Genomic DNA, 13,330 nt, shown 5'->3' with positions numbered 1-13,330 from the left:
CGCGCGGGAATCCCGCTCGCGCGCGGGGTTCGAGGGTGAATCTCCATCAACCATCCCGCCAGCGCCGTGCCACGCGTACCGTCACGGGACGGTGGCGTCCCCGCGCGGGACGTGGCATGGCGGACGCATGAACCGTCCGTCAAAGCCCGCGCCGATCGCCGGCGGCGCCCTGCTCGCCCTGTCGCTGATCCTCGGCGCGATCATCGGTGTCCGCTATGGCCAGGCGTCGCTCGGCTTTGTCATCGGGCTGGGCGTCGGCACCGCGCTGGTGCTGCTGATCGCGCTGGTCGACTGGCTGCGCGCGCGCCGCTAGCCGGTCGCGCTTGCAGGCCGGGCCGGGCTGTGCAAGTCTTTCCCGATGCTCGCTCTTTTCCTCGCGGCCGCGCTCCAGGCCCCCGTTGCCGATCCGCTCCCGCCGCTGGGCAAATGGACCGTCGACTGGGGTCAGACCCATTGCGCAGCGATGCAGCGCTATGGCGATGCCAAGGCGCCGACCACCTTCCTGTTCAAGCCATCGATCGACGGCAAGACGATCCACATGGTCCTGTCGCGCACGGGCCCCTACCGCAACGCGGTCCATTTCAACGTCAAGCTGGGCGATCTGGCGACCACCGCCCTGGTATTCACGCCGAAGCGGTCAAAGACGCAAATCTACTGGATCAATCTGACGCGGGAGGATTTCGACCGCCTCACGCGTGGCACCGCATTGCGCATTGACGGCGGCAGCCTCGACCTCACCCTCGCAACCACCGGATTTGCCGCGGCGGCGCGCGCGATGGACACGTGCAACACCGATCTGCGCAGCCACTGGAATGCGGATGAGACGGGCGCCGCGCGGATCGCGACCCGCGCCATCGCCCAGCGTTCGCCCGCGCGCTATGTCAGCGCTGACGACTTTCCCGCCCAGGCCAATTTCGAGGGGCGCGATGGATCGACCGGGGTATCGCTGCTGATCGACGAGACCGGCGCGATCCGGGACTGTATCGTCGAAAGCACCAGCGGCGTCGCCACGCTCGACGCACAGACCTGCATCGTCATCCGCGAACGCGCAAAGTTCACGCCGGCCAAGGATGCCGCAGGCAATCCGATCCGCAGCCGGATCACCTATCGCTTCCGCTGGAAATCGGGCTGATCGCGCCTCACAGCAGCGCGCGGTGCATCCACACTACCCGCCCGACCACGTCGATCGCCGCCAGCGGTACGACCTCACGCCCGTAATCCGGGTTGTCGCTCGCCAGCTCGACCTCTCCACCCATCAGCCGCAGCCGCTTCACCGCCAGCAGTCCGTCGCGGCGAAACACATGGATTGCGGGGCGTGACCCGGGCAGTCGCCGCGCACCGTCCACCAGAATCTCGTCGCCATCGCACAGCGTCGGCTCCATCGACGCCCCCTCCACCCGGATCGTCGACGCCATGTCGGCGCGCACGCCCAATCGCCGCAGCAATGCCGGGTCGAGCAAGAGCGGACGGGCCCGTTCGCTGTCCACCACGCGCCCGCGGCCGGCCGCCGCCCCGGCATCGACCCGCGCCACCGCCACCAGCGCTTCGTTCACCGGACCGCCCAGCGCCGCGTCGCTGACGCCCAGATAGCGCGCCAGCCGCCGCCGGTCTGCTTCCGCCAGCACCCGCGGGCTGCCGCGCGTGACATATTGCTGAAGATAGGCGGGATTGCGCCCGATCAGCCGCGACAGCGCCGCCAGCGATTCGCCGCGATCCGCTGCCGCCCGTTCCAATGCCTCACGCTGCTGCTCGGGTTCCATGCGGCAATCATAGTCGCAGGATTTTTCCTAGACAAGTTGGAAATGAGAACATTTAATGAACGCATGAGTCGGGGGCGGTCTCGGCGGATGAGGGAAAGGCGATGGCTATCTTGGGAAAGATCGAACGATATTTGCGGCGCTATGACATGCCGCGGACCAAATTCGGGCGGCTGGCGGTCAACGATCCGCGGCTGGTCGATGATTTGCGCAACGGGCGCATGCCGGGACCGGAAATCTGCGCGCGGATCGAGGCACAGCTGGCGCGTCAGCCCGTTGCACCGGGCCGGGAGCTGGCACGATGAGCCGCGGTCCCGATGCCGGGGTGCTGCTCGAACGCGCCCTGAGCGGTCAGGCGCGGGCGGCTGGGGTCGACATGGCGATCGTGTCGGCGGGATGGACGCGCTGGGCGAGCGCGACCTTTGCCGGCGCCCGCCACGCCCTCTCGCTCGCCGCCGTCGCGTCGCCCGCGCTGGACCGCTGGATTGCCGGACTGCCCGAGGCGGAGTTCGACCTGCGCGGTCATCTCGTCGCCGATCTCACGCTCGACGCATGGACCCGGATCGATGATCGGGTCGAGTTGCAGATCGGGGTATTGACCGTCGAGGCGCGCTGAGCGCCGGACCGCGTCAGGCGCGCATTGCCATCCGGCGCAGCTCGGACAGCGCGTCTTCCAGCTTGCGCCGAGGGTCGGGCTCCGGCTCGGGCGGCGGCGGCGCGAATTTGCCAAGGCCGCGTTCCAGCCGTTCGAGCAGCGCCTGGACGCTCGCCTCGGTCTGCGGGGTGGCGATCGGTTGCGGCGCTGCCGGCGACGGCTCCGCCTGAACCTGTGGCACCGGGCGCACCGGCGGCGTCAGCTCGAACGTCTCGAACCGTTCGCCGGCGTCATAGATCGGCATGCGCGGGGTTCGCCGGCGCAACGGGCGCACGGGCGGCGGGGGTGCCATCGGCACCGCCGGGATCGCCGCCGGATCGAACGCAGCCAAAGGCTGGTCCAGATCGGCCGGCAGGTCCTGAACTTCGGGAAGCGCCGCGTGAAGCGGGCGCCCTTCGCTCGGCGGCCCCATCGCGATCGCCGGCTCGTCGGGCAGCGGATCGGCCAGATCGAGCGGGGCCAGCGCATCGGCGAGCGTCACCGTGCCGGCTGGCTCCAGATCGCGCGCGCGCAGCGGTTCGCGCGGCCGCGCGTCGGGATGCGCATCGGCGCGCCGCACGGTCGGGCGGCGCTCGCCCTCCGGTTCGTCGGTGTCGCGCGACTCGCGCCACGCCATCACGGCCGACAGCCCCATCCATGCGATCAGGGTGACCAGACCGCCGGAAAACAGGCCCAGGCACAGCCGCGCAGTCAGTCCCAGCGGCGGTTCGGCAGCGGGAACGAACGCAGCGATCCCGCTTCGGAGCACGAGATCCTCGAGAAGCGCGGTCGGCAGCGCCAGGCTCGCCACAACCGCGCACGCGCCGGCCACGCCCGCAAGCGCGAGCGCGATATTCGGGGTCAGGCGTTGAACGAGGGCGTACGCAACCATGTGGCTTCCCGTGATCGGGCGTCGATCAGTCTTTGGTAAACAGGTTCGTAGCGGGAAATGTTTGACGACCAGTTACGCTCGGCCTCGACCCAGCGCCGCGCACGCGCGCGCTGTGCGTCCCAGCCGGAGCGGTCGGCGAACACGGCTGCCACGGCGTGCGCCAGCGCAACCGGATCGTCGGGCGGAAACAGCGTGCCGGTATCGCCATCCCGAATCAGCTCGCGATGCCCGCCGACATCGGACGCCGCAACCAACCGGTGCTGCGCCATCGCCTCGATCGGCTTGAGCGGTGTGACCAGATCGGTCAGCCGCATGTGCTTGCGCGGATAGACCAGCAGGTCGATCAGCGAGTAGTAACGCTCGACCTGCTCATGCGGCACGCGCCCGACAAAGCGGATCGCGTGCGCCGCGCTCGACGCTGCCGCCTGCGCGCGCAATGCCTGCTCCATCGGCCCGCCGCCAACCATTACCAGCCGCGCCGCGGGCCGCTGCGCCAGCAAGGCCGGCATCGCCGCGATCAGATCGTCCAGGCCCTCATAGTCATAGAAGCTGCCGATGAACCCGATCGTGTCGGCGCCCTTCAGCCCCAGTTGCGCCGCCAGTAGCGCGTCGCGCGGCGCCGGATCGCCAAACAGGTGCAGGTCGACGCCATTGGGCGACACCATGATCTTGCCCGCGTCGATCCCGCGCGCGATCAGGTCGCGCTTCAGCCCTTCGCAGATCACCGCCACGCCGTCGACGCGCCGCGCCGCCCAGGTTTCCAGCCCGCGGATCGCGCGATACTTCGCCGATCTCTCGGTCCCGGTCCCGTTTCCGACCGCTGCATCCTCCCAGAATGCGCGAATCTCGTAGAGCAGCGGCAAGCCATAGCGTTTCGCCGCGCGCATCGCCGCGAGCGGGTCGATCACCGGCGAATGCGCGTGGAGGATGTCGGGCCGAAACCGCTCGACCACCTCCCCGATCCGCCGCGCGAACGTCGCGATCTCGGCCAGTTCGCCGATAACCGGCGGCAAGCGACGCATCTGTTTCGTGCGGTGAAAGTCGATCCCGTCGAGCGTTTCGAACGGCGAATCGCCGGTATGATAACGCGGCCCGGTCACCCCCGCGACGGTCCAGCCCCGCTCCATCTGCGCCTTCAAAATCGCGCGCGTGCGAAAGGTGTAGCCGCTGTGCAGCGGCAGCGAATGGTCGAGGACATGCAGGATCCGCATGCCGTCCCTCTGCCACGCGATCATTTAACGGCCCGTCAACCGGAGTTGGTTAAGCCTGTGTCCGGCACCGGCCCGCTCCCCCACCCGGCCACCCAACGACAGTGTATTCTATGGGTGGCCGGGTGGGGGAGCGGGCCGGTGCCGCAACTCAACAGGAACGCCCCCGCACCCACGATGATCGACACGCTGGTCCTTGCGCTTACTCACGGGCTGTTGCTCGTCGTCGCCTGGCGTCTGGTGAACAGCCCGGCGGTCGATGACGACAGCGCGGACGGCAAGCCGCCGCAACCCCGGCGCGGCTGGAAACGCCCCGGTGCGTGATCTCGCCTTCATCGCCTTTCTGGGAGCGATCTTCGCGCTCGGCCTGCGCCGGCCGTTCCTGTTCGTGCTCGCCTATGTCTATATCGACATCGTCTCGCCCCAGCGGATGAGCTATTTCCTGCTCAACGCCTTTCCGATTTCGGCGATGGCGGTGGCGTTCGCGGTGCTGTCCTGGCTCGCGATGGACGACAAGCGCGACGTGCGCGTCGCGCCGCGTCAGGGGCTGATGCTCGCATTGCTCGGCTGGTGCTATTACACCACGGTGAACGCCGATTTCCCGATCGATGCCGCGTTCAAATGGGACTGGGTGTGGAAATCGCTCGCCTTTGCGATCTTCCTGCCGCTCACGCTGCGCACCAGGCTGCGGATCGAGGCGCTGCTCCTGTTCATGCTGCTGTCGGTGGCGACGATCATCATCGCCGGCGGGGTCAAGACCGCACTGGGCGGGGGCGGCTATGGCCAGCTCAAGCTGATCGTCGACAATAACAGCGGCCTGTTCGAAGGCAGCATCATCTCCGCCGTGTCGATCTGCCTGATCCCGCTGATCCTGTGGTTCACCCGCTATGGCACGATCTTCCCGCCCGACTGGCGGGTCAAGGCGTTCGGCTACGCGCTGATCTTCGCCTGCCTGCTGATGCCGGTGGGGACGCAGGCGCGCACCGGCCTTCTGTGCATCGGTCTGCTCGCCGTCCTGATGCTGCGCGACGTCAAGCGGCGCATCCTCTACGTCGCGGGCGCCGGTTTCCTTGCCGTCGCGTCGATCCCGTTCCTCCCCGCCAGCTTCACCGAGCGGATGGGGACGATCTCGACCTATCGCGCCGATGCCAGCGCCTCGACCCGGATCGAGGTGTGGAAATGGACTTGGGACTATGTGAAAACGCACCCGCTTGGCGGCGGGTTCGAGGCCTATCGCCAGAACGAGATCAAGTATGACAAGGTCGAGATCGTCGGCGAAGGCGCCAGCCGCACGGTGGTGCGCACCCCGGAAATCGACAAGGCACGCGCCTATCACTCGGCCTTTTTCGAAATGCTCGGCGAACAGGGCTGGCCCGGCTTCATCCTGTGGCTGATGATCCATCTCGGCGGCATCCTGCGCATGGAGGTGCTGCGCCGCCGCTATCGCGCCGCGCCGCCGGACAAGGCATGGATCGCCCCGCTCGCCACCGCGCTTCAGCATGGGCACATCATCTATCTGTTCGGGTCGCTGTTCGTCGGCATCGCGCTCAACCCGTTCGTCTACATGCTGGTCGGCGCGCAGATCGGCCTCGACACCTATCTCGCGCGCAAGCGGGCCGAAGAAGGCATTCGCCCCATGGGCAAAAGGCGCACGTCGCCCGCGCCTGCGGCGGCATGATCGGGTAAGGGGCTAAGCACAGCCATGGCCAGCCTGTTCCTTGTCCGCACCGACGATGCGCGCTTCGCCGAAGCCGCGCTGGGTGAGGCGCGTGCGGTACTGTCGGAACAGGGCTTCCCCGCACCCGCCCAACTGGCCCTGCCCGGCTGGACCCTGCTCCACGCCGGCCACATCATCGCCGGGCCGCCGTCCTTGCTCCAGCGCGGCGACGATCTCGTCGCGGTTGCCGGAACGCTGGTGGCCGACGGCAAGATGGGCGAAGCCGCGCTCGCCGCCCTGCTCGCGATGGACCCGCTCGCACTCGACTGGGACCGGCTCGGCGGCCAGTTCGTCGCGCTCGTCCGCCGCAATCGCCGCACCTTCCTGTTCGGCGACTATTTCTCGGCCTTCCAGCTGTTCCACGATACCGATGACCGCGTCTTCGCCACCACCTTCCTCGCCGCCGCGCGCGCACTTCCGCGCCTCAGCTTCGATGCGCAGGGGGTGTATGAGCTGGCGTTCAACGTCATGCCGGTCGGTGACGACACGGTGTTCGAACAGCTCAGGACGCTGTCGCCCAACAGCGTTGTCGAGCTGACCGCAACCGGCGCCGTCCGGCACGCCGTGGCCAAGCCGCTGCCCGATGCGCCGAGCGACCTGCCCGTGTCCGAGATGATCGTGCGCCATCGTGAGCGGCTGCGCGCCATCGTCGAGGCGCATGTCGATGCGCTGGGTGGCAATGTCCGCGCGCCGCTGTCGGGGGGGCTCGACTCCCGGCTCGTGCTTGCCGCCCTGCGCGACCGCGGCTGCGCGCCGCAGCTCTACGTCTATGGCGTCCCGGGCGACGAGGATGTCGTGATCGCCCAGGCGATCGGCGCAGCGCTGGGCTTTCCGGTCGAATGGCATGACAAGCAGCAGGCGCAGATCGCGCCCGATGCCTTTGCCGCGCTGGTCGATCGCAACTTCCACCAGTTCGACGGACTGCCGACATTCGGCAACATCTTCGACAATGGCGCGCACGGCACCGCGCAGCGCGCGCGTCATGCCGATGGCGCGCTGGCCGTTTCGGGCGGGTGCGGAGAGATTTACCGCAACTTCTTCTATTTGCCCGACCGCCGCTACACCGCGCACGACATTGCCGGCACCTTCTTCGCGCGGTTCGTGGCCAGCGATGCCACGGCACGCTTCGACGCCGGCGCCTTTCTCGACCGGATCGCGGGCAAGATCGCCGCCGCGCTCGCCCCGCCCGCTGCGACCGGACGGCTGACGCGCAACCGCGTCGAGCAAATCTATCCGCGGATCCGCTGTCGCGCGCTGTTCGGCCGCGAAATCAGCCTCGAAGCGCGCTTCAGCCCGTATCTCATGCCGTTCCTCGACCATCGCGTCGTTGCCGAGGCCATGACCCTGCCGCTCGCGCTCAAACATGCCGGGCGGTTCGAGGCGGCGTTGCTCAACGCGATCGACCCCGCGCTCGCCGCCCAACCATCGGCCTATGGCCATGACTTTGCCGGTCCGCCCAGCCTTGCGCATCGCCGCAGCGAATGGCTGACCCGCATCCGCCCGGTCTGGCTGCGCCGCCACAGCTATGCGCTGCGCCGGCGCCTTGGCCCGATGGGCGATGAACATGGCGGCATGCTGACCCCCGATTATATGGGCCGGGTGATCGACCTCGACTTCCCGGCGATGCGCACCTTTTTCGACATGCCGGCAATCACCGACAGCGCGGTGTGGCGGCGTATCGCCAATCTCGAATATCTCGCGGCGAAACTCGGATCGCGGGTGGTGGTGTGAACCAATTCCTCCCCCAGCTCGCTGGGGGAGGTGGCGCCGCGAAGCGGTGACGGAGGGGCCGCCGTCGTCAGACGGCGGAATTTTGTCGAGCTGTTCCCGGCTGTCTGCGCAGCCGCCCCTCCACCGCCCGCTGCGCGGGCGGTCCCCCTCCCCTGAGACAAGCTCAGGGGAGGAATAAGGTAGCACTCACCCCGCCGCCGGCACCGCCATCAGCGCGTCGTCCAGCGCGTTGGCCCGCTGTGCCGCGTCGCGCGCCTGCACCCGCGCGACGAACGCCATAAAGGACTCGCGCTTGGGGATCGTCCCGAACTGCGTGCCCCAGCTCAGATGCGCACCGACATACAGGTCCGCCGCAGTGAAATGGTCCGCCGCCAGCCAGCCATCGCCCGCCGCGCGCACCGCCGCGTCCAGCGTGTCGATCGTCCGGTCGAAATTGCCAAAGCCCAGCATCCCCTGCTTCTGCGGATCGTCGCCCGCGTCCCAGCCCATCGACCGGCTCGTCACCGCCTGTTCCAGCGGCCCGGCGGCAAAGAACAGCCAGCGATAATAGGCCCCGCGCGCAGCGACCGGCGGCGCCAGCCCGGCATCGGGAAACGCATCGGCCAGATAGGCGCAGATCGCCGCGCACTCGGTCACCACCACCCCGTCATGGACGATCGCCGGCACCTTCCCCATCGCGTTCACCGCAAGGAATTCGGGCGCGCGCGGGCCATAGTCGATGACGACCGTGTCATAGCGCGCGCCCGCTTCCTCGAGCATCCAGCGCGCGATCCGCCCGCGCGACATCGGGTTGGTATAAAGCGTCAGCGTCATCGTCGTCCCTCCGAGTCGATCCGGAACGAAATAGGAACGAGCTTGAGTCGCGGGTCAAGCTAAATCGATCCTCCCCCGCTAGGGGGAGGTGGCACGCGCAGCGTGACGGAGGGGGAGGAAGCGCGGCGGCAAGAGCCGACACGACACAGCCGTCCTCCCCCTCCGTCGCCATATGGCGACACCTCCCCCTTGCGGGGGAGGATCACTTAACGTGCTACCAACTCAAAGCCCCGCAAACGTCGCCAGCAACCGGGCCCAGGCCTTTTCGGCCTGCACCTGATCATAGACCTGGCTGTCGGGCGGGCACCAGCCATGGTTGGCCGGATAGACTTCGATCTCCGCCTTCAGCTTCGCGTCGGCAAAGGCCTGCCGCACCAGTTCCTTTTCGCCCGGATTGCGCTTGTCGTCATTCTCGGCGACCGCGAACAGGAACTGCGCCTGCATCTGCGGGACCAGCAGATGCGGGCTGTCGGGCCGGTCGGTGCCGATCCCGCCCCCGTGGAACGACGCACCCGCGCGCACCCGCTTCGGCAGCGCCGCCGCCGTGCGCATCGTGAACGGCCCGCCCATGCAATAGCCGGTGGTGCCGACCCCGCGCTTCGCATCGACCTCCTTCTGCTGGTCGAGCCAGCCGACATAGGCGGCGGCGTCGCGCACCACCGCGTCGGGGGTCAGCAGCGCGCGCCACGGGCCGATCTTCGCCCGCACCGCCGGGTCGGCATAGCTTTCGCCCGGCTGCAGGAACTGGCCCTTTACCGACCGGTAGAAGGGGTTGACCGTCAGCACCGCAAAGCCCGACTGCGCCAGCCGCTCGCCCATCTGGCGGAAGGCGGGGCGCATCCCCATCACATCCGGCCACACCAGCACCGCCGGGTGCCGCCCGCTGCTCGGCGCGACGAAATAGCCGTCGGCGGTGCCGTCCGGCGTGGTGAAGGTGACGTCGCGCCCCTTCACCGCCTTGGCATTGGCCGGGGCCGGCAGCAGCGCGGCCAGCCCCGCCGCCCCCGCCATCACACCGAAATCGCGCCGGCTGATACCCTTGAGCAGCTTTTCATTGTCGGCGTTGGTCAGGTCGTCGCACATGCATCGCTCTCCAGATTCGCAGTCCCCGGCGAGCCGACGCTAGCGTAGTGCCGGTTTCAGTTACACTGAAACGTGCGGCACCGGACCTAAGCCTGGCTGCGATACCACCACACGCCGTCGCGCACATCGCGCACCGCGCGCCCCTCGACCTCCAGCCGCCGCAGATGCGCCATCGTTTCGCCGGTGGCGAGGCCCAGCATGTCGCCGGTGATGGTCCGGCGGAACATGCGCGGGAAACAGTCGGTCGCGCGGCGCGGCTCGCTCAGAAAGCCCTCGAGAATGTCGAGCCGCTTGCGATGTTCGTCACGCAACGCCGCCAGCCGCGCATGCAGGCCGGTGAACGGCGCGCCATGCGCGGGCAGCACCAGCAGGTCGTCGGGCAGTTGCAACAGCCGCTCGATCGATGCCAGCCACTCGCCCAGCGGGTCGGCTTCGGGCTCGCTCGCGGTCAGCGAGACATTCGAACTGATCCGCGGCAGCACCTGGTCGCCCGCGATCAGCACGCCGTCGCGCGCATTCCACAGGCACGCATGTTCCGGGCAATGCCCCGATCCGACCACCACGCGCCACGTCGCATCGCCGATCGCGACTGCCTCGCCATCCACGATCCGGCGATAGCCGATCGGCAGCGGCGCGACCATGCGGCGGAACTGTCCGAATCCCTTGGCCTGTGCCGCTGCGATCTGGTCCGCATCCCACCCGGCCGCGTGCCAGAAGTCGATCTGCTCGTCGGGCACGGCATCGCGCACATCGGCGGTCAGCAGCCGCCCGGTCAGCCACTCGCCGCGCGTCATCCAGATCGGCGCTTCGAACTTGCGGCACAGCCAGCCGGCAAGGCCGATATGGTCGGGATGGAAATGGGTGCAGATCACCCGCGCCGGCGGCGCCGACGCCAGCGGCGCGACCGCGAACAGCGCGCGCCATGCCGCGACCGACGCTTCGACGTTCAGGCCCGTATCGACGATGGTGGTGGCGTCGCCATCGGCAACCAGCCAGCAATTGATATGGTCGAGCGGCCCGGCCATCGGGATGCGCACCCAATGCACTCCGGGCGCCACCGCAATCGCCGTGCCCACATCCGGCACCCGCTCGCCCAGCGGATAGGTCAGCCCGCGGTGGCTGGTCGCGACGAAACTCTCGTCCTGGGCCAGCGAAACATCGGGCGAATGTACAGGATCAGCCATACCGGAAACAGTGACGGCGCGGGACCCGCTTGTCGAGTCCGCGCGCCGTCACGATACCGGAAAACCGAAAAACGGGTCGATCAGCTCTTGAACAGCGTGTCGCGGTCCAGTTCCGGGGTCGTTTCCGTGCCCCGCGACGCGGCATCGCGTTCGGCGCGCAGCTGTTCCAGCAGCGCTTCGCGATCGCCCTCAAGCCGCGTATCGACCGGCGCTTCGATCCCAGCCGCCTTGGCGGCCTTCGACACCGCCGCGTCCAGCTCGCGCTGGCTGGTCAGGCCCAGCGTCACCGGATCCTTCGGCACGATGTTGGCGATGTTCCAGTGCGAACGGTCGCGGATCGCCGCGATCGTGGTGCGGGTGGTGCCGATCAGCTTGCCGATCGCGCCGTCCGAAATCTCGGGATGGTTGCGGATGATCCAGGCGATGCCGTCCGGCTTGTCCTGACGCTTGCTCACCGGGGTGTAGCGCGGCCCCTTGGTGCGGCGCACCTGCTCGGGGCCCTTGCTCATCTTGAGGCGATAATCGGGGTCGGCCTGACCCTTTTCGATCTCGTCCATCGTCAGTTCGTGCGCGCGCACCGGATCGCGCCCGGTCAGCTTGGTCGCGGCGGTGTCGTCGGCAATCGCCTGCACCTCCAGAATGTGCAGGCCGCAAAAGTCTGCAATCTGCTCGAAACTGAGCGCGGTATTGTCGACCAGCCAGGAAGCGGTCGCATGCGGCATGAGCGGCTGGGCCACGTCAACGTCTCCAGAAACAATAAGGGCCGCCCTCCACGGGCGGCCGACCACAGATGCGATCTAGGGCGAAGGGCGCCGCGAGGCAAGCCTTTTGCCCGCTCCGCGCACAGTTGCCGCTCCGCGCTGCGGAACCTACAAGCGGGTTCGGGCGTCGTGCAGCGATCGACCCGAAAGTTCAGAGAGGATCATCGATGAAAAAGGCCCTTCTTCCCCTCGCCGCGCTGGCCGCGCTCGGCCTTGCCGCTTGCAGCGACAACGCCCAGAACGAAACCGCCGAAGCGGCCGAGGCGATCGGTGCGGATGCCAATGCGACGATGAGCGAAGCGGCGCAGGACGTCGAAGCCGCGACCGACAGCGCGCTGGGCGCCGCCGAAAACGCGGTCGACCGCGCCGGTGCCGCGATCGAGGAAGGCGCGGAGCGGACCGGCAATGCCGCCGACGCTGCCGAGGACGAACTCGACAAGAACAACTGATCGTCAGCCGGGGCCGTCGCGCTGGCGGCCCCGCGTTTTTCCGGGGGGAATATGCGCATCGCCATCCTGCTGCCCATCGCGCTGCTCGCCGCGTGCGATCCGGCGAGCGACACGACCGGCGTGACCGCGGACGAAGCGGCCGAACTCAACGCCGCTGCCGACCTGCTCGACGCCAATGCGACCGATCCTGATCCCGGCGCAGCCGCCCCGGCGGGTTGACGCGGCTGCCATCCGGTGAAAGCCTCGCCCGCGTAACGCGTGTGCGGAGGCCGCTATGGATCATGTCGCCCAGTATCGCGAACGCGGCTATGCCGTCGTTCGTGGCGTCTTCACCCCCGATGAGGTCGCCCGGATCGCCGCCGCGATCGACGCGGTTCATGCCGAAGGCGTCGCGCATGGCCGCAGCTTCCGCCACGGCAATCTGTTCTACAATGTCCGGCCCGGCGACACCGGCACGCCAATCGTGCCGATGGTGCAATGGCCATCCTATCACAATGCCGTGCTCGACGCCGTCCGGCTCGATCCGCGCTGGGTGGCGCTGCTCGCCCCGCTGATCGGTGGCGATCTCAAGCAGATCATCAACCAGCTGCACTGGAAGGCGCCGGGCGCGCTGGGCGATTTCGCCTGGCACCAGGATTCGCGCTTCCGCAAGCCCGACGCCGCCTATCGCAATCTCGGCGACGCCTATGTCCAGACCGGCCTTGCCATCGATCCCCACACACCGGCCAGCGGCGCGATGCGGATGATCCCCGACAGCCATCGCAACGGTCCGCTCGCGCTCGACACCGCGACCGAGGTGCTGGGCACTGAAATGACCGACGACGCCCTGCGCGCGGCCGGCATCGACCCGGCCAGCGTCATCGATCTGGAGCTGGAGCCCGGCGATGTCGCGCTGTGGAGCCCCTATCTCGTCCATGGCTCGGGCCGCAACACGGCGGACCACCAGCGCCGTTTCTACATCAACGGCTATGTCCGCGCGACGGATTGCGACCGCGGCGAATGGGCCTTTCGCGACGGCCGGCCCGTCCCGCTCGGCCCCGAGCCGGCGCTGGTGCATTACGAGGCGCTGCGCGAGCGCCCCGAGCCGCATTATGTCTGAGC

17 protein-coding genes are annotated in these 13,330 nt (G+C 68.4%); 10 read left to right on the top strand and 7 right to left on the bottom strand.

Annotation, left to right across the window (positions count from 1 at the left end; translation table 11 throughout):
• Positions 1-127: 127 nt before the first annotated feature.
• Positions 128-313, top strand: coding sequence for a hypothetical protein (locus tag J2Y54_RS14095; RefSeq protein WP_310040622.1), 186 nt, complete (start codon positions 128-130; stop codon positions 311-313).
• A 45-nt stretch (positions 314-358) separates the two neighbouring features.
• The gene (locus J2Y54_RS14090; protein ID WP_310040621.1) at positions 359-1,132 is read left to right on the top strand and encodes a TonB family protein; all 774 of its coding nucleotides are present in this window, start codon (positions 359-361) and stop codon (positions 1,130-1,132) included.
• A 7-nt stretch (positions 1,133-1,139) separates the two neighbouring features.
• Here J2Y54_RS14090 and J2Y54_RS14085 read toward each other — a convergent pair whose 3' ends face one another.
• A complete protein-coding gene (locus tag J2Y54_RS14085) occupies positions 1,140-1,760 on the bottom strand; it encodes a S24 family peptidase (protein ID WP_310040620.1) in 621 nt (206 codons plus the stop codon).
• A gap of 101 nt (positions 1,761-1,861) precedes the next feature.
• Between J2Y54_RS14085 and J2Y54_RS14080 the strand changes: the two genes are divergently transcribed.
• Both J2Y54_RS14080 and J2Y54_RS14075 read left to right on the top strand, forming a co-directional pair.
• On the top strand, positions 1,862-2,062 hold the full coding sequence (locus J2Y54_RS14080) for a hypothetical protein (protein WP_310040619.1): 201 nt from the start codon (positions 1,862-1,864) through the stop codon (positions 2,060-2,062).
• Positions 2,059-2,373 carry a hypothetical protein gene (locus J2Y54_RS14075; protein ID WP_310040618.1) on the top strand — a complete coding sequence of 105 codons (315 nt, stop codon included), beginning with the start codon at positions 2,059-2,061 and terminating at the stop codon, positions 2,371-2,373. The genes J2Y54_RS14080 and J2Y54_RS14075 overlap by 4 nt, the downstream gene beginning before the upstream one ends.
• A 13-nt stretch (positions 2,374-2,386) precedes the next feature.
• On the opposite strand, the gene J2Y54_RS14070 is transcribed toward J2Y54_RS14075, so the two are convergent.
• Positions 2,387-3,283 (bottom strand): hypothetical protein, encoded by an 897-nt coding sequence (locus J2Y54_RS14070; protein ID WP_310040616.1) that lies wholly within the window; start codon positions 3,281-3,283, stop codon positions 2,387-2,389.
• Positions 3,253-4,494 (bottom strand): TIGR04063 family PEP-CTERM/XrtA system glycosyltransferase, encoded by a 1,242-nt coding sequence (locus tag J2Y54_RS14065; RefSeq protein WP_310041321.1) that lies wholly within the window; start codon positions 4,492-4,494, stop codon positions 3,253-3,255. The genes J2Y54_RS14070 and J2Y54_RS14065 overlap by 31 nt, the downstream gene beginning before the upstream one ends.
• Before the next feature lie 174 nt (positions 4,495-4,668).
• Here J2Y54_RS14065 and J2Y54_RS14060 point away from each other — a divergent pair, with 174 nt between their 5' ends.
• Genes J2Y54_RS14060 through J2Y54_RS14050 form a run of 3 tightly spaced genes read left to right on the top strand, consistent with a single transcriptional unit; the run spans position 4,669 to position 7,939 of the window.
• The gene (locus J2Y54_RS14060) at positions 4,669-4,815 is read left to right on the top strand and encodes a hypothetical protein (RefSeq protein WP_310040615.1); all 147 of its coding nucleotides are present in this window, start codon (positions 4,669-4,671) and stop codon (positions 4,813-4,815) included.
• Entirely contained in the window at positions 4,808-6,169 is a 1,362-nt protein-coding gene (locus tag J2Y54_RS14055) for a DUF5935 domain-containing protein (RefSeq protein WP_310040614.1), read from the top strand. Before J2Y54_RS14060 ends, J2Y54_RS14055 begins: the two co-directional genes overlap by 8 nt.
• A gap of 24 nt (positions 6,170-6,193) precedes the next feature.
• Positions 6,194-7,939 (top strand): hypothetical protein, encoded by a 1,746-nt coding sequence (locus J2Y54_RS14050; protein ID WP_310040613.1) that lies wholly within the window; start codon positions 6,194-6,196, stop codon positions 7,937-7,939.
• 186 nt (positions 7,940-8,125) lie between these two features.
• On the opposite strand, the gene J2Y54_RS14045 is transcribed toward J2Y54_RS14050, so the two are convergent.
• The 4 genes from J2Y54_RS14045 to J2Y54_RS14030 all read right to left on the bottom strand — a co-directional run bounded on the left by J2Y54_RS14045 (position 8,126) and on the right by J2Y54_RS14030 (position 11,756).
• The gene (locus tag J2Y54_RS14045; protein WP_310040612.1) at positions 8,126-8,752 is read right to left on the bottom strand and encodes a glutathione S-transferase; all 627 of its coding nucleotides are present in this window, start codon (positions 8,750-8,752) and stop codon (positions 8,126-8,128) included.
• 222 nt (positions 8,753-8,974) lie between these two features.
• Positions 8,975-9,835: a dienelactone hydrolase family protein gene (locus tag J2Y54_RS14040; RefSeq protein ID WP_310040611.1), complete on the bottom strand. Its 861-nt coding sequence runs from the start codon at positions 9,833-9,835 to the stop codon at positions 8,975-8,977.
• 86 nt (positions 9,836-9,921) lie between these two features.
• Entirely contained in the window at positions 9,922-11,019 is a 1,098-nt protein-coding gene (locus J2Y54_RS14035) for an MBL fold metallo-hydrolase (RefSeq protein ID WP_310040610.1), read from the bottom strand.
• Positions 11,020-11,099: 80 nt separating this feature from the next.
• Positions 11,100-11,756, bottom strand: coding sequence for a DUF1013 domain-containing protein (locus J2Y54_RS14030; RefSeq protein ID WP_310040609.1), 657 nt, complete (start codon positions 11,754-11,756; stop codon positions 11,100-11,102).
• Positions 11,757-11,947: 191 nt separating this feature from the next.
• Here J2Y54_RS14030 and J2Y54_RS14025 point away from each other — a divergent pair, with 191 nt between their 5' ends.
• The 3 genes from J2Y54_RS14025 to J2Y54_RS14015 are packed head-to-tail and all read left to right on the top strand — an operon-like array spanning position 11,948 to position 13,328.
• Entirely contained in the window at positions 11,948-12,229 is a 282-nt protein-coding gene (locus tag J2Y54_RS14025) for a hypothetical protein (RefSeq protein ID WP_310040608.1), read from the top strand.
• A 51-nt stretch (positions 12,230-12,280) separates the two neighbouring features.
• Complete coding sequence (locus tag J2Y54_RS14020) at positions 12,281-12,448, top strand: hypothetical protein (protein WP_310040607.1); 168 nt, start codon at positions 12,281-12,283, stop codon at positions 12,446-12,448.
• A gap of 55 nt (positions 12,449-12,503) precedes the next feature.
• A complete protein-coding gene (locus J2Y54_RS14015; protein ID WP_310040606.1) occupies positions 12,504-13,328 on the top strand; it encodes a phytanoyl-CoA dioxygenase family protein in 825 nt (274 codons plus the stop codon).
• Positions 13,329-13,330 lie beyond the last annotated feature (2 nt).

The sequence above is a fragment of the Sphingomonas sp. BE123 genome, assembly GCF_031456015.1.
Lineage (GTDB): Bacteria > Pseudomonadota > Alphaproteobacteria > Sphingomonadales > Sphingomonadaceae > Sphingomonas.
Note: the sequence above shows the minus strand (reverse complement) of the source record. Positions and strands in the feature narration are given on the sequence as shown.

Coding starts and splice junctions, on each gene's coding strand:
- J2Y54_RS14040 (WP_310040611.1), bottom strand. CDS start 9,835: ATGTGCGACGACCTGACCAACGCCGACAATGAAAAGCTGCTCAAGGGT.
- J2Y54_RS14070 (WP_310040616.1), bottom strand. CDS start 3,283: ATGGTTGCGTACGCCCTCGTTCAACGCCTGACCCCGAATATCGCGCTC.
- J2Y54_RS14095 (WP_310040622.1), top strand. CDS start 128: ATGAACCGTCCGTCAAAGCCCGCGCCGATCGCCGGCGGCGCCCTGCTC.
- J2Y54_RS14025 (WP_310040608.1), top strand. CDS start 11,948: ATGAAAAAGGCCCTTCTTCCCCTCGCCGCGCTGGCCGCGCTCGGCCTT.
- J2Y54_RS14065 (WP_310041321.1), bottom strand. CDS start 4,494: ATGCGGATCCTGCATGTCCTCGACCATTCGCTGCCGCTGCACAGCGGC.
- J2Y54_RS14080 (WP_310040619.1), top strand. CDS start 1,862: ATGGCTATCTTGGGAAAGATCGAACGATATTTGCGGCGCTATGACATG.
- J2Y54_RS14045 (WP_310040612.1), bottom strand. CDS start 8,752: ATGACGCTGACGCTTTATACCAACCCGATGTCGCGCGGGCGGATCGCG.
- J2Y54_RS14050 (WP_310040613.1), top strand. CDS start 6,194: ATGGCCAGCCTGTTCCTTGTCCGCACCGACGATGCGCGCTTCGCCGAA.
- J2Y54_RS14090 (WP_310040621.1), top strand. CDS start 359: ATGCTCGCTCTTTTCCTCGCGGCCGCGCTCCAGGCCCCCGTTGCCGAT.
- J2Y54_RS14085 (WP_310040620.1), bottom strand. CDS start 1,760: ATGGAACCCGAGCAGCAGCGTGAGGCATTGGAACGGGCGGCAGCGGAT.
- J2Y54_RS14015 (WP_310040606.1), top strand. CDS start 12,504: ATGGATCATGTCGCCCAGTATCGCGAACGCGGCTATGCCGTCGTTCGT.
- J2Y54_RS14060 (WP_310040615.1), top strand. CDS start 4,669: ATGATCGACACGCTGGTCCTTGCGCTTACTCACGGGCTGTTGCTCGTC.
- J2Y54_RS14020 (WP_310040607.1), top strand. CDS start 12,281: ATGCGCATCGCCATCCTGCTGCCCATCGCGCTGCTCGCCGCGTGCGAT.
- J2Y54_RS14075 (WP_310040618.1), top strand. CDS start 2,059: ATGAGCCGCGGTCCCGATGCCGGGGTGCTGCTCGAACGCGCCCTGAGC.
- J2Y54_RS14035 (WP_310040610.1), bottom strand. CDS start 11,019: ATGGCTGATCCTGTACATTCGCCCGATGTTTCGCTGGCCCAGGACGAG.